Source organism: Nocardia ninae NBRC 108245, from assembly GCF_007990755.1.
GTDB lineage: Bacteria > Actinomycetota > Actinomycetes > Mycobacteriales > Mycobacteriaceae > Nocardia > Nocardia ninae.
In genome coordinates this window covers 20,611-43,055 of record NZ_BJXA01000033.1, presented here as the reverse complement: position 1 = coordinate 43,055, position 22,445 = coordinate 20,611, and the positions used below count along the sequence as shown (strand labels likewise).

The following is a 22,445-nucleotide window of genomic DNA, read 5'->3' as shown; positions in this document are numbered from 1 at the left end:
GGATAGCGAAAGCGCCGGATGCCTTGGCATCCGGCGCTTTTCGGCTGTGCTGGTCGATCCTTGACGGGGGTGCTGGTTCATCCTTTGCAGGAGCGCCGGCGCACCCGCGTCAGGCGGACCGGCTCATTCCTGGCAGGCCGCGGATTCGATCTTCGCGCTCTTGACGATGTTGCACGCGAAGGTGTGGTCGACCTTCCACTCGCCGCCTTCGGAGACGAAGGAGACGAACGCGTCGTCGACCGGGGTGCCGTTGATGGTGACCTTGGCATCGGCCTTCAGCTTGCCGTCCGCCGGCTCGCCGACCTTGGTGATCTCCACCTGGACGCCCTGCTTCTTGGCGGCGTCGACGAGGTTGGCGACCAGGTACGGATCCTGCTCAGCGGCTTGGATCCAGCTGATCTTCTCCTGGTTGGGCACATTGGGATCGAACGCCTTGGTCAGGCGGTCGTTCAGCTGCTGCGTGGACGGCTTGGCCAGCACCGGCGAGGACGGAGTGGTCGGCGCGGAGCCGGTCTCCTTCTCACCCTTGTCGCTGCCGCCCTGGAGTTCACCGGCTTCCTTGGCGGCATCGGCGGTGGTGCTCGGCGTGGCGGATTCCTTGTCGCCGGAAGCGCAGGCGGTGAGAGTGGCAGCGGCGGCGGTCAGCACGATGGCCACGGCGGTCCGGAAGGTGCGGTGTTTCACGATGTTTCCCCTGAATCGATGCGCGGACGTCAGCCGTGGTTGGATGTGCAGTTCCAGTGCACGATGTAGGCGTCGGAGTTGTTGAGAGACAACGCTTTACTCTGTGCACGACCACGGGAGGCGGCGTAGGCCCAGCTGTAGTTGCCGGTGCGATTGGAATAGGACACTGCCCCACAGCCATTGGCGAACCAGACCACCGTCTCGCAGTCGTTCGCCCCGCAGCTGCGCACGGCCCGCGCCTGTGCGGACGAGGAATCCGGGTAGTCGTAGGAGTAGCCGATCAGCCCGGTGGACGTGGACAGCGCGATCGCGCCGTAGTTGTACGCCTTGGCTTGAGCGGTAGGCGCGCTGATAGCCAGCGCACAACTAGCGGCGGCCACAATGGCCGCACCAGTAACAAACTTCTTCACAGGGAATTTGCCCTTCTTGTTCATGAGGCCCACGACCCGATGGACCGAGTGACAAGGTACATAGCGAACACTCATTGCGCTACCCAAGAATTCGGGGCCTCGTTTCTGGGGGATGCTGAAATCCCGTGCGAATCAGGTGTGCCGAGGTCGCTGCGTGCGTCTCGGTGGGTATGTTCAGGGTGTGAGCATCGCGCAGCGGGAACGTCAGCAGCTCGTCGAGACGATGACGGCCGTCGGGCCGGAGGCGCCGACCCTCTGTGGCACGTGGACGGTGCGAGACCTGGCCGCGCACTTGGTGGTTCGCGAGCGACGGTTCGACGCCTCGCCGGGCATCATGCTGAAGCCGCTGGCCGGGTATCTCGAAGGGGTGCAGGCGAAGGTGGCGAGCCGGCCGTTCCCCGAGCTGCTGGAGCAGGTCCGGACCGGGCCGCCGTGGTGGTCGCCGCTGCGCCCGCTCGACGCGCTCGTGAACCTGACCGAGATGTTCGTCCACCACGAAGACGTGCGCCGCGGCACTCCCGGCTGGGCGCCGCGTGAGCTCGCGCAGGCCGACGAGGACAAGTACTGGCCCCTGGTCAGCCGGATGGCCCGGCGGTCCTACCGCAAATCGCCGGTGACGGTGGTGCTGGCGACGCCGGACGGCAAACGGGCGGTTGTGCGCTCGAAGCCGGGCGGCGAGGTGACGTTGAAAGGTAAGCCGTCGGAGCTGCTGCTGCACGCGTTCGGCCGGGACGAGGTCCTCATCGAGAGCACCGGCGAACCCGAGGATATTCGCAGGGTATTGGGGTTGGACCGTTCCGTCTGACCCTCGTTGAGCAGTCGTATCGGCCGAAATCTGAACTTCCGCCAGCCCGAGATCCAGTGCACACGGTCGATCCCAGTCGCACGGACCGTTCCGCAGACAATTGCTCAGTCGCAGCGTCTCCCATCGCAGTCTGCGGTCTGTGCGGAGCTCGGTGGGCCGCGGGAAGCATGCACGATCGGCTCTGCGACACGCGGAAGCGGCTCTGAGCGGGGGATTGATCACGCCGCCCTGGATCGGCGGCGACCTGGGCATCCGCACAGTTCGGCACTCGTGAGACCTGCGATACCAGTGTTGCGGATGGTCTGGAAGGGGCGTTTGCGGCTAGCCTAGGTCCATGGCAGGTAAGTCCCGCAGCACCACGACGAATACTCGGGCGCGGGCGGGATCGGCGCGGGGGCGGACCACGGCGGCTCGTTCCCGTTCGGCAACACCCCGCACCACCGCGACCCCACGCACCCGCCGCCCACCCGCGCGCAGGCCGGTGCAGCGGCGGTCGAACACCGCACCGCTCGCGGTCGTGAGCCGCGGGATCAGCGGCGGCTGGAACATGCTGGCGCGCGGTCTCGGCGCCACCACCCGAACCCTGAGCAAGGCCGGCGAGATCGAGCACGGCCACCGCCGCGACGGCATCGCGCTGGCGTTGATCGCGCTGAGCGCGGTGATCGCGGCCGCGGTCTGGCTGTCGGCGGGCGGTCCGGTGGGGCATTGGATCGGCGAGGCCATCCGTGCGGTGGCCGGATCGGCCTCGGCCGGGCTGCCGTTCGTGGCCACCGGCATCGCGGTCATCCTCATGCGCACCGAGGCACACCCGGAGATCCGGCCGCGGCTGGTGCTCGGCGGTCTGCTGGTCGGTCTGCCGTTCCTCGGACTGTGGCACGTCATCGCCGGTGCTCCGACCGACCCGCACGGGCGTTCGCGCGCAGCGGGTTTCGTCGGCTTCGTGGTGGGCGGTCCGCTCACCGACGGGCTCACCGCCTGGCTGTCGGTGCCGATCCTGTTGCTGGCCATCGTGTTCGGCGTGCTGCTGCTGACCGGCACCACGGTGCGCGAGGTCCCCGCCAGGCTGCGCGAGTACTTCGGCACGGGCAGCGGCGGCGACGAATACGGTGCGTACGAAGGCGAATACGGCGAGTACGACCCCGCGAAGTACGACGCGGACGGGTTCCCACTGCACGCGGCCAAACCGAAGCGCAAGGGCCGCACCCCGGTGGAGAACTACCCGCCTGACGAGTTCGGCGATCCCGACGCGGTGACCGAGGTGCTCGGCGAGCCGCCGCTGCGCGATGCCAAGCCGATCGCCGCCGAAGAGCCGGTGGCCAAGCCGAAACCGAAGAAGCAGCGCCCGGTCAAGGTCGAAGACCAGACGCCGCCGCCCCCGAAGCAACTCGAGTTCGTCGCCGACCGCGAGGTGGAGGGCGACTACATCCTGCCGCCGATGTCGCTGCTGACCGATGGCGATCCGCCCAAGAAGCGCAGTGCCGCCAACGAATCGATGATCGAGGCGATCACCGAGGTGCTGGTGCAGTTCAAGATCGACGCCGCCGTCACCGGTTTCGTGCGCGGCCCGACGGTCACCCGCTACGAGGTGGAGCTCGGGCCCGGCGTGAAGGTCGAGAAGATCACCGCGCTGGCCCGCAATATCGCCTATGCGGTTGCCACGGAGAATGTTCGGCTGCTCGCCCCGATCCCCGGCAAGTCGGCGGTCGGTATCGAGGTGCCCAACTCCGATCGCGAGTTGGTCCGGCTCGCAGATGTACTGAAGGCGCCCTCGACCCGAAACGACCACCATCCGTTGGTGATCGGGCTCGGCAAGAACATCGAGGGCGACTATCTGGCGGCGAACCTCGCCAAGATGCCGCATCTGCTGGTCGCCGGTTCCACCGGTTCGGGTAAGTCGAGTTTCGTGAACTCGATGCTGGTCTCGCTGCTGCACCGGGCGACGCCGGACGAGGTCAGGATGATCCTGATCGACCCCAAGATGGTGGAACTCACGCCCTACGAAGGCATTCCGCACCTGATCACGCCCATCATCACCCAGCCGAAGAAGGCGGCCGCCGCGCTGTCCTGGCTGGTGGAGGAGATGGAGCAGCGCTATCAGGACATGCAGGCCAACAAGGTTCGCCACATCGACGACTTCAACAAGAAGGTGAAGTCCGGGGCGATCACCGCGCCGCTCGGCAGCGAACGGGTGTACCGGCCCTACCCGTACATCCTCGCCATCGTCGACGAGCTGGCCGACCTGATGATGACCGCGCCGCGCGATGTCGAGGACGCGATCGTGCGGATCACCCAAAAGGCCCGCGCCGCAGGAATTCACCTGGTGCTCGCCACCCAGCGGCCGTCCGTCGACGTGGTCACCGGCCTGATCAAGACCAACGTGCCGTCCCGATTGGCCTTCGCCACCTCGTCGCTGACCGACTCGCGCGTCATCCTGGACCAGCCCGGCGCCGAGAAACTGATCGGCATGGGCGACGGCCTGTTCCTCCCGATGGGCGCGAACAAGCCGACCCGCCTACAGGGCGCGTTCATCAGCGACGAAGAGATCCACGCCGTCGTCGACTTCGCCAAGAACCAGGCCGAGCCCGAATACCAAGAGGGCGTCACCGCCGCCAAGGCGGGCGAGAAGAAGGACGTCGACCCCGACATCGGCGACGACCTCGACGTGTTCATTCAAGCCGTGGAATTGGTTGTCACCTCGCAGTTCGGCTCCACCTCGATGCTCCAGCGCAAGCTCCGCGTCGGCTTCGCCAAGGCAGGCCGCCTGATGGACCTCATGGAAACCCGTGGCGTCGTCGGCCCCAGCGAGGGGTCGAAAGCCCGCGATGTTCTCATCAAACCTGATGAGCTGGAGGGGCTGCTGTGGACGATCCGCGGTGGTGAGGGCGAACCCGCACCGGAAGAGTCCGACTGACCGTTGCGGGTCGGCGGCCGTGTCACGCGAGTCGATCAGCGCTGCCGAGCAATTCGGCTGACCGGTTCAGCAGGGGACGCCCTTACTGATCGGGGTGGCGGGCGCCGACCATACGCAGGGCCAGGTCGACGTAGTAGTCGCCGAGGTCCTCGGGGGTCCAGGCGCCGTCGTCGCGGTACCAGCGGGCGAGGTCGATGCCGAGGGACAGAATGGCGACCGCGGCCATATGTGGGTTCGGGTTGTCGAAAAAGCCTTCGGCGACGCCGTTTTCGATCAGGGTGCGGACCTCGGCGTCGATGATGTGGCGGATGTCCTTGATTTCGCGCTGGTGCTCGGGGCTGAGCGCGGCGAGTTCGTAGTTGATGATGCGGGCGACGGTGTGGGCGCGGGCGTGGTGGATCGCGAAGTCGCGCACCAGGGCGATGAGTTGTTCGCGGGGGTTCGTCGAAGAAGCGAGAGCGGCCTTGATGCGGGCCAGGGTGTCCAGGTGGCCGGTGCGCGAAATCTGGTACAGCAGTTCTTCTTTGGAGCGATGGTGCACGTAGATCGCCGCCGTGCTCAAGCCGGCGATCGAGGTGATGTCGCGGGTCGTGGAGCCGTGGAAGCCGCGTTCGGCGAAGGCAACCACGGCGGCGTCCAGCAGCCGCGCCCGAGTTTCGTCCGCGCGTGAGCGGTCCTCTGATTCGACCACGTGACAAGTCTCCCATCCATTCGGGCCGTCACCTGCCGGGCAGCCTGGCAGGTGCTGCACCCTGCCCCGGTACGGGGGACAGGGCGCAGCGGGTTCAGACCGCCAGCACGAGCTTGCCGGTGTTCGCACCGGTGAACAGCATGTTCAAGGTCTCGCCGAAGCGGGCGAGCCCGCCTTCGACCACATGTTCGCGGCTCTTGATCCGCCCTTCGGCCAGCCACTGCGCCAGCTGCGCACCGGCTTCGGGGTAACGGTCGGCGTAGTCGAAGACCACGAACCCAGCCATGGTGGCCCGGAAAACCAGCAGCGACATGTAGCGCGACGGTCCCGGCGGCGGCTTCTGCTCGTTGTAGGCCGAGATCGCGCCGCACAGCACGACGCGCGCGCCGCGGCGCAGGTTGGCCAGTGCGGCATCGAGGATCTCGCCGCCGACATTGTCGAAGTAGATGTCGACGCCGTCCGGGGCCACTGCACGCAGCTGTTTCAGCACATTGCCCGCGCGATAGTCGATGGCCGCGTCGAAACCCAGCTCCTCGGTGAGCATCCGGCATTTCTCCGGCCCGCCCGCGATGCCGATCACGGTGGCGCCCTTGGCTTTCGCGATCTGCCCGGCCACACTCCCGACCGCACCCGCGGCCGCCGACACCAGCACGACGTCGCCTTCGCTGAGTTTTCCGACGTCGAGCAGGCCGAAATACGCTGTCATGCCGGGTATTCCGAGCACGCCGAGCCAGGTCGGGCCGGCGGCGGCGTTCAGGTCTACTCGCTGCACGCCGCGGCCGTTGCTGATGGCGTACTCGGTGACACCGAAGGTGCCGCTGACCGTGTCGCCGACCGCGAAGTCCGGGTGCGTCGACTCGACGACCGTGGCGATGTCGAGGGATCGCATCACCTCCCCGATACCCACCGGCGGCAGATACGAGCGAACATCGTTGAGCCAGCCCCGCATTGCCGGATCCAGGGAGATGAAGTTGACCTTTACCAGGATCTCGCCCGGTCCGAGGTCGGGCAGTTCGGTGGTCGTCAGGTTCCAGGTGTCCGCGGTGGGCAGCCCGGTCGGCCGCTCGGCCAACCGGACCTGCTGGGTTTTCGTCATGGCGAACTCCTTCTGGAAGTAGTCGAATTCATCTGTGCGGCTCAGGCTTTCCGGCCCCAGGACGGATCCCGGCGGCGCAGTTCCCGCTGCGCGATGGTGCGTTTGTGCACCTCGTCCGGACCGTCGGCCAATCGCAGCGTTCGCACGTGCGCGTACATGCTGGCCAGCGGGAAGTCGTCGGAGACGCCACCGCCGCCGTGTACCTGGATGGCCCGGTCGATCACCTTCAACGCCATCTGCGGTGCGGCGACCTTGATGGCGGCGATCTCGGTGCGCGCGTTCTTGTTGCCGACCGTGTCCATCAGATACGCGGTCTTCAAGATCAGCAGCCGGGTCATCTCGATCTCGATGCGCGACTCCGCGATCCAGTCCTGGATATTGGCCCGGTTGGCCACGGGCTCCCCGAAGGTTGTGCGGGCTTGTGCTCGATCGATCATCAGGTCGAGGGCTCGCTCCGCCATGCCGACGGCGCGCATGCAGTGATGGATGCGGCCGGGGCCGAGCCGGGCCTGGCTGATCATGAATCCGTCGCCTTCGCCGGCCAGCAACGCGGTGCGCGGCACCCGGACGTTGTCGAACACCACCTCCGCGTGGCCTTCTCGATCCTGATAGCCGAACACCGACAGCCCGCGCACCACGGTGACGCCGGGCGTATCGAGCGGGACCACCATCATGCTCTGCTGGCGATGCACTTGCGCGTCGACGTCGGTCTTGCCCATGACGATGAGCACTTGGCAATTCTTGTGCAGCGCATTGGATGTCCACCACTTGCGGCCGTTGAGCACGTAGTCGTCTCCGTCGCGGTCCATTCGCAACTGGATATTGGTGGCATCCGAACTCGCGACCGCGGGTTCGGTCATGGCGAAGGCCGATCGGATCTCGCCTGCCAGCAGCGGCGCCAGCCATTCCCGCTTGTGCTCCTCGGTGCCGAACAGCGTCAGCACCTCCATGTTGCCGGTGTCGGGGGCGCTACAGTTGGTCGCCTCCGGCGCCAGATGTGCACTCCGGCCCATGATCTCGGCCAGCGGCGCGTATTCGGAGTTGGTCAGGCCGGGACCCCACTCCGGATGCGGGTGGAAGAGGTTCCACAAGCCACGCTTCTTGGCCTCGGTCTTGAGTTCCTCGAGAATCGGCGGATGGTAGTGCGGGTCACCGGATTCCGTCATCTGCGCGTGGAAGATCGGTTCCGCGGGATAGATCTGCTCGTCCATGAAGGCCAGCAGATCGTCGCGAATTCGGCGGGCCCGGTCCGAGAGCTCGAACATCTCTACTCCTGATCGTTGTTCGTCATGCGGGTTCACGGCACCAGAATCGCGACGCTCTCGGCCACGCAGGCCGGTTTACTCGCGCCCTCGATCTCGACGGTCACCGAGCTCACCGCCTGGTACCCGAGCTTCGCCGCCGTGAGCGAGACCAGCTCGACGCCCGCCCGCAGCCGGGAACCGACCGGGACCGGTGTGGGAAACCGAACCTTGTTGGTGCCGTAGTTGATCCCCATCGACAGGCCGTCGACCCGATAGATCTCACGGGCCAGCATCGGCAGCAGCGACAAGGTGAGGAACCCGTGCGCCACCGTCGTGCCGAAGGGTCCGGCGGCCGCCTTCACCGGGTCGACGTGGATCCACTGATGGTCTCCGGTCGCTTCCGCGAAACGATCGATCTGCTCCTGGGTGACGGTATGCCACCCGCTGTAACCGAGATGGGTGCCGACCGCTGTCGCCAGGTCGTCCAAACCATCGAATGTCCGCATTGCCATGGCTCCTTCGGCGATTCAGTTCTTGGGGCCGCCGGCCACGTAGATCACTTGGCCGGAGACGAATCCCGCGCCTTCGCTGGTGAGGAACGAGATGGTGTGCGCGATGTCCTCGGGCTGCCCGGCACGGGCGACCGGAATCGTCGCCACCACCGCCTTTTTGAAATCCTCGAAGGGGACGCCCATCCGCGCCGCGGTGGCCGCCGTCATATCGGTCTCGATGAAACCCGGAGCGACGGCGTTCGCGGTGACACCGAACTTGCCCAGCTCGAACGCCAGCGTCTTGGTGAAGCCCTGCAAACCGGCCTTGGCCGCAGCGTAATTGGCCTGACCGCGGTTACCGAGCGCGGAGGTGCTGGACAGGCTGACGATGCGGCCCCACTTCTGCTCGATCATGTGCCGCTGCACCGCGCGCGACATCAGGAACGAACCCCGCAGGTGCACGTTCATGACCGTGTCCCAGTCATCGACGGACATCTTGAACAGCAGGTTGTCGCGCAGCACACCCGCATTGTTGACCAGCACATTCGGCGCGCCGAGCTCGGCGGCGACGCGTTCCACGGCCTGCTCCACGGCTGCCTCGTCGGCTACGTCCGCACCGGCCGCGAGGGCCCGCCCGCCGGCCTTCTCAATCTCGGCTACCACTGCGCCGCAAGCGGTTTCATCCAGATCCAGCACGGCGACCGCCATTCCGTCGGCAGCCAGTCGACGCGCGACAGCCGCGCCGATGCCGCGCGCGGCGCCGGTGACAATCGCGATCCGCTGTGCATTGCTCATGTGTTGTTCTCCTCGCCAGTAATTGTCGGTGCGTATCGAAAGCCCGCGCCGCCGCCGAACGGTGTGCCGACGCCGCCGACGACCACCGGTCGTCCAGCTCACCTCGACGGAGAGCAGACACGCCACCGATGTCCTCGGGTACGCCAGCCGTTCGAGCGGGGAACGCGACTTACTAAGCGCTTGTTAACCTCATGTCACCATGCGTGACGCAGGCCTCGAAGGTCAAGGGGTGTTCGACGACAATCGAAATGTGACCCGCGACACATCTGCACCTAGCGCTCTCACCAGGCATTACGAAGAGTTCGGGTAGTTACCGCGGTGAGCAGGGGAGGACTCGAACCTGTCAAGTGGCCGGTGGTGGTGTCCCACAACCGCACCGTGCCTTGGCAGGGAATCGTCCCGGAGTCATGGCTTCGGGACGGTGAAGAATTCGGTTCGGACGGCAGTGAACAGTTCGCGATAGTCCATGCCGTAGGTCGTCGCCGCAAAACGCACGGCGTTGAAAGCGGCTTTGAGCGGGTCGCCGAACTCCGTGGCGGCGAAGTAGTCGCGATGGCCTGATGTTGCTGGATTTGTTCGCTGCTTCCCGGCAGTCCGGAGACGATGGTGACGGGGATGTCGGGGTCGGTGTCGAGGCGCCAGCGGGCTTGGGAGGCGTTGACGAAATCCGTTGGCGCTGTCGCGGATTCGACATCATCCAGGGCGGTCAGGGCGGTTCGGAAATCTGGGAACTGGGCCAAGCCTGCGTGTTCGAATGCGCGGTGTGCGCACCAGCGTGTCAAGGACCGGAGGCGGTCTTCGGGGAGGTTCTCGATGGCGTCGACCAAATCCCGATCCAGTCCGGCGAGGAACTGGGCGTCGTAGATGCCGAAGCCTTCGGTGAGTGCAGGGCTGGGGGCGCGGCCACCCCAGGTGCGGATGCGCTCGTGCACGGCTCGAACGGCAGGGTCCTCGTGCGGGACTCGTTGCACCCCACCGTCGGGATCGAGGAGGTATGCGTATCGGCGTCGATTGCCCCCACGCTGAATTGGTGGTGGCCGACCTGTACCGATCCCGTACCCGACATTGATCGCTTCCTTATCTACGCAGCCGCGGGCTGGCACCTGCCACCTCGAGGGTCGACCTTTGACGTAGAACTTATCGCCCTCGAGTACACGGTTCTTGGTAAAGAACCATGTCGTGATCCCGCCCCCGCGCGAGTTCTGTCTCCCCTGATCGTGTCGGTGGGCTCTGCCGAAATATCAACCGATGCTTGCTGTTTCATGACGGGGGCATCGGCCGGCGGGTGGTGACGAGTTCGGCGAGCTGGGCGAGCCCCGGGCGGGGTCGCCGATGATGGCGTTGCCCAGTGGTGCGCGTGCGGCTTGGTCGGAGTCGGGCGTGAGCAGGGTCAGTTCAGTGCCCTCGGGGAGATACCGGCCCAGTACTTCCTTTCTGAGGGGGCGGGTCAGCTCTGTGGACGGGTCTGGCGTTCGAGGGTGAAGATGAATGATTCGTAGTGGCCTCCGGTTCCGTGTTCGAGTCCGATTTCGCAGGTTCGGTTGTTGCACAGGTGGGCGTCGAAGTTTTGGCCGTCGAGTTCGTCGGCTTCGTCGTGGGTGGCGGCTTCGGTGAGTTCGGGGTGCAGGAAGCCGCGATCGCCGGCGAAGGCGCAGCAGGTGGCCTGTTGCGGCACGACGACCTCGGTCGCGAGTGCGGCACCGATCTCGGCGAGCGTGCCGTCGATGCCGAGGTGGCGGGTGGAGCAGGTGGGGTGCACCGCGACCCGGTCGAGCTTCTCGCCGACGGTGAGGTTGGGCAGCAGCTGCTGCTGAGACCAGGTGGTGGCGTCCATGATCGTCATCGCGGCCCGGTGTGCCGCGTTGTCGTCGGTCAGGTAGTCGGTGATTTCGTTGAGCACGCCGAGGGTGCAGGAGGCGGCGTCGATAACGACCGGCAGGGTGCCGGAATCGCTCCAGCGCCAGAGGTTTTCGATAATCAGGTTGGCCATGTAGGTGTTGCCGTCCTGGTATCCCTTGGAGTGCCAGACCGTGGCGCAGCAGCTGCCGCGTACATCCTCGGGAATCCACAGCGGCATACCGGCGCGGGCGGAGAGCGTGACCAGGGCTTCGGGTAGGCTCAACTCCCGCCGATCCTGTGGTGCGCGGCCGAAGATGCGGTTGATGCAGGCGGGGAAGTAGACCGCCGCCGCACCGTCGCGCTGGGTCCGCGGCAGGTGTGCGGGGGCCGCGGCGGGCATCTCGCGCAGCCAGCCCGGCATCAGCTCGGTGCTCACGACCAGGCGTAGTAGGCCGGTGATGGCCGTCATCACGGTGGCGCCCAGCAGGTGACCGCCCCGCACCGCCACCCGGGCCAGCTGTTCGACCCGGCCCCAGCGCTCGGCCACCAGCAGCGCTGTTTTCTCTTGTCGCGCGGTGTGTTCGGAGTGACGGAAGGTTTTCATCATGGTGCCGGTGTCTATGTCGAGCGGGCAGGCGAGTGAGCAGCTGCCGTCACCGGCGCAGGTTTCCACCGCGTCGTACTCGTACTGCTCGAGCAGCGCGCGACGTAGCGGTGTATCGCCGCCCTGGCGTTCCATCTCCCGGCGCACGACGATGCGCTGGCGCGGGGTGGTGGTGAGATGCCTGCTGGGGCAGACGTGTTCGCAGAAACCGCATTCGATGCAGTGCTCGATGGTGTCTTCCACCCGGGGCATCGACTGCAGGTGCTTCAAATGTGAGGTGCGGTCGCGGGTGAGCATGACGTCGGGCGCGAGCACCCCGTGCGGGTCGAACAGGCGCTTGATCTGCCACATGAGGTCGGTGGCTTTGTCGCCCCATTCGATCGGTACGAACGGCGCCATGTTGCGGCCGCTGCCGTGCTCGGCTTTCAACGAGCCGTCGTATTTTCCGGTGATGAGCTCGACCAACTCGTCCATGAATTTCGCGTAGTTGTTCTTGCCCTCGGCGGTGCTGAAGTCGACCATCAGGCAGAAGTGGAAGTTGCCTGCCGAGGCGTGCCCCTGCAGGGAAGGATCGTAGCCGTGCGTATCCAGCAGGGCGGCAAGGTCTTTCGCCGCCTCGGCGACCCGAGCCGGCGGCACGCAGACGTCCTCGCCGATCATCGTGGCGCCGACGGGGCGCTGCATCCCGACCAAACCACCCAGTCCCTCACGGAGCTGCCAATAGATGGCGATCTGGGCTCGGTCGCGGGTGAATTGACCTGGTTCGGTGAGTGCGCAGTCGGTCAGCACCGCCTCCACCAGTGGCAGCGTGGAATCCAATGTCACTTCGTCGGTGGCCCGCACTTCCACCAGCAATGCCGCTGAGCCTGAATGTAGTTCGGCCCAGGCCGGATTCGCCGCGGGTAGCTGCGCGCACGCACGTAGGGTGCGGCCGTCGAGCAGTTCGGCGACCTGGGCGCCGGCCGCGGTGAACTTCGGCACCGCCTCGGCGGCGTGTTCCAGGGTATCGAACAGCAAAAATGCCGCAGCGCGCGTGGGCAGCAGTGACACCGTGTCGAACACGGCTTCGGCGACGAATCCCAGTGTCCCTTGGGAACACACCATCAGCCGGGTGAGGATCTGTGCCGGGGTGGCGCCGATCAGGAAGCCGTCGAGCCGGTACCCGCTGGCGTTCTTGATGGCGAACTTGTGGCGGATGCGGTCGGCGAGCTCGGTGTCGGCCTCGATCTCGGCTTTGATCCGCAGCAGCCCCGCCGCCAATTCCGGCTCCGCGGCCGTGAGAACCGCGTCGGCGTCGTCGGCGCCGGTGTCGACGATCGTCCCCGACGGCAGCACAACCGTGACCGAACGCAATGTGGCCGAGGCGGTTTGGGTCACCCCCGCGGCGAAACCGGAGGAGTTGTTGGCGATCACGCCGCCCACCGTGCACGCATGGGCGCTGGCCGGGTCGGGCCCCAACCGGGTGCCGCGCCGGGCGAGGGCAGCGTTGGCTATGGCAACGGTGGTGCCTGGACGCACCCGTACCCGCTGTCCCTGGTCCTCGACGATCGTGCCGCTCCAGCCGCGCCGGACATCGATGAGGATGTCGTCTCCGGCTGCCTGGCCGTTCGGGCTGGTGCCCGCCGCACGGAAGGTCACGGTGTGCCCGCGCGCACGCGCGTATGCCAGCACGGCGGCGACATCCTGCGGGGTCTGCGGATTCACCACCACCTTCGGAATCAGTCGGTATGGGCTGTAATCACTGGCATATCTCACCAGATCGATCGCCCGTGCGTGCACTTTGTCCGCACCGAGCAGGCCGTCCATATCGGCCTTCAACGAGGCGGCGGAGCCCTCGGCCAAGGCCTCGGGCGCGGCGTCGGTAATGCGACCGGGCGAATCCAGCAGCGCCGGCGAGTGGAGAAATGGTTGCCACAATTTCACGATCAGCTCCTTCGATCCAACGAACCGGATAACGAATGCCGAGCATGGGATGAAAGCCGATCTCTACGCCGGTGGGGCGGCGCCCCGTTCAGTCGAGCGGAATGCTCATGGCGTTGTGGAACAGGTTGTCCGGGTCGTACTTACGTTTGATGGTCTGGAGCCGGGGGAAGTGCGCGCCGTAATAACTGGCGTACATGTCACGTCCGTGCAGCTGTTCTTCGAGGTCGTCGTCGCCGATGTAGCCGCCGACAGTGTGGGGGTACATCAGCTCGTAGGCCTCGCGGGGCCACCAACGGCGCTGCTCGCCGAGCGGGACAAGCTGTGCGGGGTCGTCGGTTTCGCCGGATTCGACGTCGGTGCCGAAGCCGAGCAGCCAGACACTGCCGCGCACTTTGACCGCGGTGGCGTCGGCCGGTAGTCCGGAGGCCGGGTCGAGGGCTTGCATCTGCATCCGGGCACCCTGGAGCGGCTGCCGGGCCGCGAGTTCACCGAGTTTCGCGATCACCTCGGGGGTGAACGGTTCGGGCAGGTGTGCGGCCTTGATCGCCTGGTAGCGCAGGTTCTCGTCGGCTTCGCGGCTGAGTTTGCCGGGTTCGGCCAGCCAGTGTGCCGAGGTTTGTGTCGCGGCTTGGGTGGCGATGACGTCGATGTAGCTCATCGGTTCGATGTCGGACTCGGTCGGTCGCGGCAGACGCGCGCGCATGTCGGCGATCATGGAGTCGCGCTCGGCGGGTGTGTCGGTGAGCAGCACACCGACCATTTCGAGGATGCCTTTCCAGATCACCAGCATCGGACTGAATGTCGTCGGTGCGTTGAGGGTGTAATCCTGTAGCGCCGTGAATGTTTCGACGAAGTCGATGTCGGTCAGGCGGTAGCGCAGCGAGAAATTCGCGGGCGCTTTCGGCGCCGTGTGCAGGCGGAGCACGAACTTGGTGATCACGGCGAACGATCCGGTGCCCGAGCCGCGCAGCGCCCAGAACAGATCGGAGTTGGTGTCCTCGTCGGCGATCAGCACGCGACCGTCTGCGGTGACGACCTCGACCTGCATGACGTGGTCGGTGAGGATGCCGTATCGACGCACGGCGCGCCCGTATCCTCCGCAGGTGGCCTGGCCGCCGACGCCGACGGGCAGGCAGTCGCCGCCGGGCACCATGAGCTCGCCGTGCGACCATGCCTCCCAGTAGAGATTGCCGAGCAGCGCACCGGGTTCCACGGTCGCGGTGCGTGCCCCCGGGGCCACGGTGACCTTGTCGAGGTGGATCAGATCGATCACCAGCGCGTGCCCGCCCCGGCCGCCCAGCCCGTTGCCTTCGATGGAGTGGCCGCCGGAGCGGATCGCGATCTGGGTGACGCCTGCCTCGCGGGCACACCGCACGACCGTGGCCACCTCGGCGGTGCTGCGCGGCCGCACGACCCCCAAGGGGTGAAACTGGGTCCGCACGTTCCAGGTCGCGCGGGCTCGGTCGTAGTCGGGATCACCCTCGAAACTCATCTGCGTCGAGGGCAGGTGCTGGTGGAGCAGCGTTGCGATGTCAGTCACGGCTATCTCCTCTCGATTTACATCAAAGTTAATGTAAATTAGACGGTAGCTAGGCAATTGCCACAAGGAGATGTGATGATGGTCCCACAAGATCAATCCGAAGGTACCGGATTCGTGAGCAGGTGGGACGGTGACGAGCTGACGACATGGATATCCTTTCTGTTCACCAGTCGCTTGCTGATCGATCGGCTCGACACCGACCTGCGGCGCGCTCACGGCCTGACCCTGGATGAATACGCGGTCCTGGTCGCCTTGGAGGCGGCACCGGATTGCCGCGTGCGGATGAACGATCTGGCCGAGGCGGCCATGCTCTCCCAGAGCAGGCTGTCCCAACAGATCAAACGCATGCAGGCGCGCGGTTTGGTGGACCGGCAACAGGCCGCGACCGACAAACGAGGCGTCGAGGTCGTACTCACCGACAACGGCCGCCGAGCCCTGCTCGCCGCCGCACCCGAACACATCGACCGGGTTCGCCGCCACTTCCTGCGGCACCTGAGCACCCGCGACCGCGCCGCCTTGACCAAGAGCCTGCGCCCGGTGCTCGATTCGCTGGCCACCTCCCCGGCCCTGACCCGCATGCTCGACCAGTCCTACCAGGCTCGCCCGCCACAACGACACCGCGCCGAGTCGGGTACTCCGCGCCGATCGATCGAGAAAGGACCGACATAACGCAGCGACCCACAGTCGATTGACGCAAGTCCGAGCAGAGAATCCGAAAGGACCGAGCAGCCATGGAACGTCGGAAATTTGTCCAAGCGGTGTCGGTGAGTTCGGCTGCGGTCATCGCCGCCGGATGTAGCAGCGACGACTCCTCCACTACGTCCCCGGTGTCGACCTCGGCCTTTTCTTACCCCGAGCAACCACCGGCGACCGACCCCACCAATACCGATGCCCTCGCGCCTTTTCCGGTGCAGCAGGCGCCCCGGCCGGTAGCGAAACCCCGAAGCTACGAGCTGTCGCTGCCCGATCACCGCGGTATCGACAGCTCTGATCCGACCGGGCTCGGCGTGCTCGAACTCGCGGCGCTGCTGCGCGCGGGTGCACTCACCAGCGAGCGACTGACCAGAGCTCTGCTGGACCGAGCCGAGGACAAGGACAAGGAGATCAACTCCTTCGTCCGGCGTTACCCGGATACCGCGCTCGCGGCAGCCAGGGAGGCTGACGCACGCCGCCGATCCGAGGGTGACCGGGCCTCGCTGCTGTGCGGAATTCCGTTGGCGCTCAAGGACGTATTCGCCGTGCGGGGCCGTCCGTTGACCGCGGGCTTGCCCACACTGCTCGGTGACAACGTCGCCGTGGGCGACTGCACCGTCTGGGCGCGATTGAAGGCCGACGGGATGCCGCTGCTCGGACACGTGCAGACCCATCAGATGGCGATCGGTTCGCTCACCGAACAAACCGCCAACCCCTGGAACTTCCACAAGGTGCCCGGCGGCTCCTCCGGCGGCTCGGCCGCCGCACTCGCCGCCCGATTCACCCCGGCGGCGTTGGGTACCGATACCGCGGGCAGCCTGCGTATCCCCGCCTCGGCCTGCAACGTGTGCAGCATCAAACCCACAGCCGGACTGGTCTCGGTGTACGGCACCATCCCCGTCGCCTGGAGCTTCGACAATGTCGGGCCCATGGCGCGCAGTGCCGCCGACCTCGGCCCGCTGCTCGCGGCGATCGCTGGATTCGATCCCTTCGATCCCCGCACCAACGGGGCCATCGATTGGCCCCAGTCCTACCCCAGCACGCCGCGTGCGTCCGGACTCGTCGGCACCCGACTCGGAATCCCCGCTACCGCACCGGCATTGGATCCCGGCGTGGCCGACAGCTACCGCGACATGCAGGCGACGCTGCGCTCGCTCGGCGCCGAGGTGATCGCAGTCGAGACTCCCGCCCCGATGAACTACCTGGACATGATCATCGGCCAGGGCGTGGAAATCGGTGCCTACCAAGCACAATGGTGGCCCGCTCGGCGCGACGCCTACACCCGATACCTCACCGAAAGCTTCGCCTTCCTGCTCGCCCACGAACCCAAGGCCATCGCCTACCACCAGCTGCTACGCGAACGCACCCGCCGCCAACAACACTGGTGCGCACTCCTGCGCGACCATGCCCTGGACGCAATACTGCTCCCGGTCCTCGGCACCGAACTCGTCGACCGCCCACCCTTCGGGGACTACGGCCCGCAGGAAGGCATGGCGATGTCACCACAGACCAACGACGCCAACTACTGCGGCTTGCCCGCCGTCGCCATCCCGGCCCAACCCAGCACGGTCACCGGCCTACCCGTCGGCGTGCAACTGATGGGCGCGCCCTATTCCGATGCCCACCTGCTGCAGATCGCCGTGGATATCCAGGCCCACACCGATTACCACGCCGCGAGACCACACATCTGACAGTTCGCCCGAGGACCGCGGGCATTGCGGCAGGCGAGGCTGCGATGCGCAGTGGTACAGCGACGCCGACTTACAGGAATGCTGGTGGCCCCACTCGGCCACAATACGGTTCGACAGCACACCCCGATATCAGAAAAGTTGGGGCTCGGCGGGAAACGGTCGCGATTCGAGGTCGCCGCCGCGCTGGGCTGATTAGAAATGCGGTTCGGACGCGGCGTTGTCCTGATTTCAATGCTCGGGTCGTAGTCTGTGCGAGGAAGTTCTGATTCGACCCCGGCCGCCGATGCCGGCGCATTATGCGGATACAGGAACGGGCTACTCACGATAGTTCGACTCGGAACGAGGTGGCTGAGCGTGAATACGGTTCGTGATCAGATTCGGAAGTTTCTTCGCGAGACCGGCGATTCGGTGGTGTTCGGTAATCCGGGTTCGACGGAACTGCCGTTCTTCGCCGAGTGGCCCGGCGAGCTGCGCTGGGTGATGGCGCTGCAGGAAGCCTCGGCGGTTGCCATGGCCGACGGCTACGCGCAGGCCAGCGGCGGACCGGCGTATGTCACGCTGCACTCGGCGGCGGGCCTGGGCAACGGGCTGTGTGCGGTGTACTCGGCCGCCCGCAACTTCAGCCCGGTCGTGATCCTGGCCGGTCAGCAGGCGCGGGAACTCCTCCCGTTCGATCCTTATCTGTTCGCACAGCAGCCCACCGAGTTCCCGCAGCCGTATGTCAAATGGGCCATCGAACCCGCACGCGCACAAGATGTTCCCCGCGCGATCGACCGGGCCCGCCACATCGCCATGCAGCGCCCCGCCGGGCCGGTATTCGTCTCGGTCCCCATGGACGACTGGGATGTTGCTACCGAGCCTGTGTCAGTTCGCCACGTCGGTGACAGATTCACCGGCGACACCGACGAACTGGCGGCGGCCGCCGCGAAACTGGCTGCCGCACAACGACCCGTGCTGGTCGTGGGTCCCGAGGTCGATCGCGACGACGCCTGGGGCCACACCATCGAACTGGCCGAACGAATCGGCGCGACCGTATGGATCAGCCCGCACGCCAACCGAATCGGCTTCCCGGAGAACCATCGGGCCTTCCGCGGACAACTCATACCCGCTCGCGACAAGGTGCGCGCGGCCCTCGACGGCGCCGATCTGGTCCTCGTCCTAGGCGCCCCGGTCTTCACTTATCACATCGTCGCTCAGGGTTCGCCCCTGCCCGAGGGAGCGGAACTGATTCAGCTCAGCGAGGATCCGGCCGCGCTGGCTCGCGCCGAGACCGGAACCGGGATCCGCACCTGCGTCCGAGAGGGTGTCGCCGCGCTGCTGGATCGGCTGCCGCCAGCTGCCGGTGATCGTCCCCGGGTCGAGCCGATCACCCACGAGCAGCCGCCGTTGACCGAACCGCCCACCGGCGAATACGTCCTACACCTGCTCGGCGACATCCTTCCTCCGGACACCATCCTGGTCGAGGAGACCCCGACGTTTCGCGAGGTGCGCAACCGCCACCTGCAGGTGCGCCGCCCGCACGGCTACTACAACACCGGTGCCGGCGGACTGGGGTGGGCGCTGCCCGCCTCCATCGGCATCAAACTCGCCGAACCGAACGCCCCGGTGGTCTGCCTCATCGGCGACGGCGCCATGCAGTATTCGATCCAAGCCCTGTGGACCGCAGCACAATCCGGCATCGCCCTCATCGTGATCGTGCTCGACAACGGCGGCTACGGCGCGATGAAGGACCTGGCCGCGCAGTTGGGGGCGACGCACCCGCCCTCGTTCGACCTGCCCGGCCTCGACCTGCCCGGCCTCGCCCGTAGCTATGGCTGCGTCGGCATCCGCGCCACCACCCCCGAGCAGGTCCGCCAAGCGGTCAGCCAGGCTCTGGCGGCACAGACCACCACCGTCATCGATGTCCCCGTCGCCGCTGTCACCGCCGATCTCTACTGACTCGTGATGTTCTACTGGCGTCGCAACCGGCGGAAAGCGTGACGTAGGCGGCCGCCACCGTGCTTGCCGGCCTGTCGAGGCGATCCCTGATCCGGCTGATCGGTGGAGTCCAACTGGATGACGATCCCGCCGAAACGAGCCTCCTGCATGGTCGCTGGGCGCCCGTCGATGAAACACCGGCCGGTTCGGCTGACCTCGACGCATTCTTCGTATTCGGGGCCGTCCGATACCTCGACCGTGTCGGCGTAGTAGGCGATCATTCCGCACGCGTGAGCCCGGCATCGTATGCCTCCAATGCCACGCGACCAGGCAGGATCCGCGTGCCACTCCGGCGGCGGATCTGGTCGAGCGTAACTTCACTGCGGCGGCGCCGAATCGGTTGGGGGTGGCCGATGCGACCCGGATCCCGTGCGGACAGTGCGTGTTCTGGTTGGCCGCGGTGCGGGATGCGTTTTCCAACCGGATCGTGGGTCGACCTATACGGCCTTCAAGTTCTCAACTCGGTTGGCCGACAATGGGATTGCGCAATCCGATGGGGTCGGTCGGCGATTCCTATGACAACGCGTTGGTGGAGAATTTCTTCTCCACACTCAAAATCGAACTGGTCTACCGCAACCCCTGGCGCAGCCGTGACGAGGCCGAGAACGCCCTGTTCGCCTATATCGACGGCTGGTACAACAGCCACCGCATCCAGAAGCAGCTGGGTTGCGATCACCGGACGAGTTCGAAGCCAGCTACCATCAACCGGCTCCAGCCGGAACCAGATAATCCGCTCTCCGGCTAGGCGGGGGAACCTCAGTGCCTACGTGATAGTGGGTTGTGGCTCGGCGTCGAATCGTGTTGACAGCCTTCGTCATAATGCGGCACCGGTGGCGGAGCCGCTGAGATACCTAATTTGCATCACTACATGTCGAGGGCTGAGCTCCTCGCCGTGCAGTTGAAGACGGCAGGACTCACTGGCACTTCACTCGAGGCCGATGGCAGGCGGGCGCGTCTGTACAGCTGGACTCGCGTTACTGGACAACGACGATCGGGTATTCGGGAATGCGCTGGTCGAGGCCGAGGCCGAGGTCGAGGCCGAGGGCGTTCGAGGTCGAAGCCGCCGGCCGTCAGGCAGGCTTGGTTGTCCCCAAGCGCCATCCAATGCTCGAGCGCCCTTGCTCGTGCTGGAGGCACTACAGCCTCGTGGAGTAGAGAATGTTCCGGGAGCGACTCGTCCGAATAGTCGCTGCACTTTCTACTACCACCGATTCCGGCAGGCTCGGCTGGCACCGTGACGGTCGTCATCTGCGATCCTCACGCAGCTGCTGTGGCATCAGAGTGCGACACGAGATCGCCTTACTCCTGGTCCCTACGCGGCAAGGGCGGCCGATGCTAGCACCGAACCCTGAGGGTGCGATCCAAAACCATTGTGGCTCTGTCGGTTTCGCTGTCGCGTCAGTCCGGTCGGTTCACATGTCTGGGCAAAGCGGGGCGGGTGCCAATCCGCAGCTCAAATGACGGATCTGTGGATCCGCGTACCGCCGGGCGAATCCGGTGGCATTGGAAGGGGCAATCCTCAGTAGCCTGGTATGCGCCGGATGCCATTGCCTCGCGTCACCGACGTTGTGCAGCCCGCGCCGGAAGGCGCGCTCGACGCAGCTTACCGCTGTCGTTGCCCAGCTCCACCGAGCTCTGGCTGGTGTCGCCGGTCCAGGTGCCTTGCCGGACAATGGAACTCACTGTAGCTTCGAAGTCGGGGAAGTTGACCTTGTTCGATCGGCGACAGGGAGTAGTAATGGCGATAGCACGATTGGCTGCAATATCACTGGATAGTGACGATCCGGTTATGCTGGGCCGTTTCTACCGTGAACTGCTCGATCTCGAAGTCTCTTATGAGTCAGCAGAATTGGTGGTGTTGAGGACTAAAGGTGTGGCGATAACCATTGAACGGATCAACAATTACCTCGCTCCCGACTGGCCGAACGACAAGACTCCTAAGCAGATGCATCTCGACCTATTCGTTGCAGACCTGGACGAATCGGAGGCGGCGGCAGTGGCGTTAGGGGCAAGCAAACCGGATACACAGCCGGCGCCTGGCAAATGGCGTGTGCTACTCGACCCCTCCGGTCATCCGTTCTGTCTGACATTGCCGCCTGCAACTACATAAGCGCTGTTTCGAACGGGCGCATCATGACTGCCGATTAGGAAGACTTTAAACGCGATGACGACTACTGAAGCCACCGACGAATACATCATCTCCGAGGACACCGCCGCGACGATGCTCGCGCATTCGCCTTGGAAGCGGATGGTAACGATCGGCGACAGCGTCGCTGAAGGCATCCGAGAACCTGTGCCCGGATACAAGGATCTATCGTGGTCGACGCGAATCGAAAACGTTTTACGCTTCGTGCATCCTGACCTTGCCGCGTTGAATCTTGGAAAACGAGACCTCATCACCGCCGAGGTCAAGGAGACCCAACTCGACGATGCTCTCAGTTTTCATGCCGATTTGGCCTTCGTCATCTGCGGAGGTAATGATTTCCTTCGCCCTGGCTTCAGCCCCGATGCCGTCCGGCGCGATTTGGAAGAGATGGTTTCGGCGTTGCGCGGTCAAGGTGCAGATGTAGTCACATTCGGAATGTTCGATATTGCCGAGGCTGGTCTGGTTCCAGAGAAGTATGCCGCATCCGTTAGCGCGGCGATCAAGACTCTCTCACGACTGACAGAGGACGTCGCCCGCACTTACGGGGCGATTTTCGTCGACTTCGCACCTCATCCGCTCGGCTCGGACCTCAGTATCTACAGCAGTGACAAGCTGCATCTCAATGCGCGAGGTCACGCGTTAGCCGCGACCGAGAAGATCAAAGCCCTGGCCGGGCACCTCGAACTCGTTGGACGGCGAGCTGCAACGGACGGCTAGAGACGTGACACCCTTCGAACATGAGGCCATTGGGAGATAGTTCGAACGGACCTTGGATCTCTATGCCCGGCATGCGCGAAAGATGCGGGCGCTGTTTCAGCCGCCGGCGACATCGGACTTCACGGAGACTGACGGATGTGGTGCGGACGGAGGGAACGGCCCCTTAAAGGCGTTGCTCGAGCAAGCGG

19 protein-coding genes are annotated in these 22,445 nt (G+C 65.5%); 9 read left to right on the top strand and 10 right to left on the bottom strand.

Annotated elements, in window-relative coordinates; all coding sequences use genetic code 11:
• Positions 1 to 123: 123 nt before the first annotated feature.
• Both NN4_RS23155 and NN4_RS23150 read right to left on the bottom strand, forming a co-directional pair.
• Positions 124 to 684, bottom strand: coding sequence for a WKL family lipoprotein (locus tag NN4_RS23155; RefSeq protein ID WP_107658250.1), 561 nt, complete (start codon positions 682 to 684; stop codon positions 124 to 126).
• A gap of 29 nt (positions 685 to 713) precedes the next feature.
• Entirely contained in the window at positions 714 to 1,118 is a 405-nt protein-coding gene (locus NN4_RS23150; RefSeq protein WP_186818586.1) for a DUF4189 domain-containing protein, read from the bottom strand.
• A gap of 157 nt (positions 1,119 to 1,275) precedes the next feature.
• Here NN4_RS23150 and NN4_RS23145 point away from each other — a divergent pair, with 157 nt between their 5' ends.
• Both NN4_RS23145 and NN4_RS23140 read left to right on the top strand, forming a co-directional pair.
• Positions 1,276 to 1,899, top strand: coding sequence for a TIGR03085 family metal-binding protein (locus NN4_RS23145; protein WP_147135100.1), 624 nt, complete (start codon positions 1,276 to 1,278; stop codon positions 1,897 to 1,899).
• A 334-nt stretch (positions 1,900 to 2,233) separates the two neighbouring features.
• The gene (locus tag NN4_RS23140; protein ID WP_147135096.1) at positions 2,234 to 4,810 is read left to right on the top strand and encodes a DNA translocase FtsK; all 2,577 of its coding nucleotides are present in this window, start codon (positions 2,234 to 2,236) and stop codon (positions 4,808 to 4,810) included.
• A gap of 82 nt (positions 4,811 to 4,892) precedes the next feature.
• Here the strand turns inward: NN4_RS23140 and NN4_RS23135 are convergent, their stop codons facing one another.
• From NN4_RS23135 to fabG, 5 genes are all read right to left on the bottom strand, one after another.
• Positions 4,893 to 5,501, bottom strand: a complete 609-nt coding sequence (locus NN4_RS23135; protein ID WP_147135093.1) for a TetR/AcrR family transcriptional regulator — start codon at positions 5,499 to 5,501, stop codon at positions 4,893 to 4,895.
• Positions 5,502 to 5,595: 94 nt separating this feature from the next.
• Entirely contained in the window at positions 5,596 to 6,597 is a 1,002-nt protein-coding gene (locus tag NN4_RS23130) for an NADP-dependent oxidoreductase (RefSeq protein ID WP_147135090.1), read from the bottom strand.
• A 41-nt stretch (positions 6,598 to 6,638) separates the two neighbouring features.
• Complete coding sequence (locus NN4_RS23125) at positions 6,639 to 7,862, bottom strand: acyl-CoA dehydrogenase family protein (protein WP_147135087.1); 1,224 nt, start codon at positions 7,860 to 7,862, stop codon at positions 6,639 to 6,641.
• A gap of 32 nt (positions 7,863 to 7,894) precedes the next feature.
• Entirely contained in the window at positions 7,895 to 8,347 is a 453-nt protein-coding gene (locus NN4_RS23120) for a MaoC family dehydratase (protein WP_147135084.1), read from the bottom strand.
• 21 nt (positions 8,348 to 8,368) lie between these two features.
• Complete coding sequence (gene fabG, locus NN4_RS23115; protein ID WP_147135081.1) at positions 8,369 to 9,127, bottom strand: 3-oxoacyl-ACP reductase FabG; 759 nt, start codon at positions 9,125 to 9,127, stop codon at positions 8,369 to 8,371.
• A gap of 560 nt (positions 9,128 to 9,687) precedes the next feature.
• On the opposite strand from fabG, the gene NN4_RS23110 reads away from it, so the two are divergent.
• Positions 9,688 to 10,419: a hypothetical protein gene (locus tag NN4_RS23110; RefSeq protein WP_147135079.1), complete on the top strand. Its 732-nt coding sequence runs from the start codon at positions 9,688 to 9,690 to the stop codon at positions 10,417 to 10,419.
• A 155-nt stretch (positions 10,420 to 10,574) separates the two neighbouring features.
• Here the strand turns inward: NN4_RS23110 and NN4_RS23105 are convergent, their stop codons facing one another.
• A complete protein-coding gene (locus NN4_RS23105; RefSeq protein WP_147135077.1) occupies positions 10,575 to 13,493 on the bottom strand; it encodes an FAD-binding and (Fe-S)-binding domain-containing protein in 2,919 nt (972 codons plus the stop codon).
• Positions 13,494 to 13,581: 88 nt separating this feature from the next.
• Complete coding sequence (locus NN4_RS23100; protein ID WP_147135074.1) at positions 13,582 to 15,033, bottom strand: FAD-binding oxidoreductase; 1,452 nt, start codon at positions 15,031 to 15,033, stop codon at positions 13,582 to 13,584.
• Positions 15,034 to 15,108: 75 nt separating this feature from the next.
• Between NN4_RS23100 and NN4_RS23095 the strand changes: the two genes are divergently transcribed.
• From NN4_RS23095 to mdlC, 3 genes are all read left to right on the top strand, one after another.
• Positions 15,109 to 15,702, top strand: a complete 594-nt coding sequence (locus NN4_RS23095; RefSeq protein ID WP_147135071.1) for a MarR family winged helix-turn-helix transcriptional regulator — start codon at positions 15,109 to 15,111, stop codon at positions 15,700 to 15,702.
• Between the two features lie 62 nt (positions 15,703 to 15,764).
• Entirely contained in the window at positions 15,765 to 17,417 is a 1,653-nt protein-coding gene (locus NN4_RS23090) for an amidase (protein ID WP_147135068.1), read from the top strand.
• A 354-nt stretch (positions 17,418 to 17,771) separates the two neighbouring features.
• A complete protein-coding gene (gene mdlC / locus NN4_RS23085; RefSeq protein ID WP_186818585.1) occupies positions 17,772 to 19,355 on the top strand; it encodes a benzoylformate decarboxylase in 1,584 nt (527 codons plus the stop codon).
• A gap of 11 nt (positions 19,356 to 19,366) precedes the next feature.
• Here the strand turns inward: mdlC and NN4_RS23080 are convergent, their stop codons facing one another.
• The gene (locus NN4_RS23080; RefSeq protein WP_147135061.1) at positions 19,367 to 19,615 is read right to left on the bottom strand and encodes a hypothetical protein; all 249 of its coding nucleotides are present in this window, start codon (positions 19,613 to 19,615) and stop codon (positions 19,367 to 19,369) included.
• A 254-nt stretch (positions 19,616 to 19,869) separates the two neighbouring features.
• Between NN4_RS23080 and NN4_RS23075 the strand changes: the two genes are divergently transcribed.
• The 3 genes from NN4_RS23075 (at position 19,870) to NN4_RS23065 (ending at position 22,257) form a co-directional block, all read left to right on the top strand.
• Complete coding sequence (locus tag NN4_RS23075; protein WP_147135058.1) at positions 19,870 to 20,139, top strand: IS3 family transposase; 270 nt, start codon at positions 19,870 to 19,872, stop codon at positions 20,137 to 20,139.
• A gap of 993 nt (positions 20,140 to 21,132) precedes the next feature.
• Complete coding sequence (locus tag NN4_RS23070; RefSeq protein ID WP_147135055.1) at positions 21,133 to 21,504, top strand: VOC family protein; 372 nt, start codon at positions 21,133 to 21,135, stop codon at positions 21,502 to 21,504.
• 54 nt (positions 21,505 to 21,558) lie between these two features.
• The gene (locus tag NN4_RS23065; RefSeq protein WP_147135052.1) at positions 21,559 to 22,257 is read left to right on the top strand and encodes an SGNH/GDSL hydrolase family protein; all 699 of its coding nucleotides are present in this window, start codon (positions 21,559 to 21,561) and stop codon (positions 22,255 to 22,257) included.
• Positions 22,258 to 22,445 lie beyond the last annotated feature (188 nt).

Excerpts from the sequence above, each read along its gene's own strand:
- NN4_RS23150 (WP_186818586.1), bottom strand. The coding sequence starts at position 1,118 with ATGAACAAGAAGGGCAAATTCCCTGTGAAGAAGTTTGTTACTGGTGCG.
- NN4_RS23140 (WP_147135096.1), top strand. The coding sequence starts at position 2,234 with ATGGCAGGTAAGTCCCGCAGCACCACGACGAATACTCGGGCGCGGGCG.
- NN4_RS23130 (WP_147135090.1), bottom strand. The coding sequence starts at position 6,597 with ATGACGAAAACCCAGCAGGTCCGGTTGGCCGAGCGGCCGACCGGGCTG.
- NN4_RS23125 (WP_147135087.1), bottom strand. The coding sequence starts at position 7,862 with ATGTTCGAGCTCTCGGACCGGGCCCGCCGAATTCGCGACGATCTGCTG.
- NN4_RS23120 (WP_147135084.1), bottom strand. The coding sequence starts at position 8,347 with ATGCGGACATTCGATGGTTTGGACGACCTGGCGACAGCGGTCGGCACC.
- fabG (WP_147135081.1), bottom strand. The coding sequence starts at position 9,127 with ATGAGCAATGCACAGCGGATCGCGATTGTCACCGGCGCCGCGCGCGGC.
- NN4_RS23110 (WP_147135079.1), top strand. The coding sequence starts at position 9,688 with ATGTTGCTGGATTTGTTCGCTGCTTCCCGGCAGTCCGGAGACGATGGT.
- NN4_RS23095 (WP_147135071.1), top strand. The coding sequence starts at position 15,109 with ATGATGGTCCCACAAGATCAATCCGAAGGTACCGGATTCGTGAGCAGG.
- NN4_RS23090 (WP_147135068.1), top strand. The coding sequence starts at position 15,765 with ATGGAACGTCGGAAATTTGTCCAAGCGGTGTCGGTGAGTTCGGCTGCG.
- NN4_RS23080 (WP_147135061.1), bottom strand. The coding sequence starts at position 19,615 with ATGATCGCCTACTACGCCGACACGGTCGAGGTATCGGACGGCCCCGAA.
- NN4_RS23075 (WP_147135058.1), top strand. The coding sequence starts at position 19,870 with ATGGGATTGCGCAATCCGATGGGGTCGGTCGGCGATTCCTATGACAAC.
- NN4_RS23070 (WP_147135055.1), top strand. The coding sequence starts at position 21,133 with ATGGCGATAGCACGATTGGCTGCAATATCACTGGATAGTGACGATCCG.
- NN4_RS23065 (WP_147135052.1), top strand. The coding sequence starts at position 21,559 with ATGACGACTACTGAAGCCACCGACGAATACATCATCTCCGAGGACACC.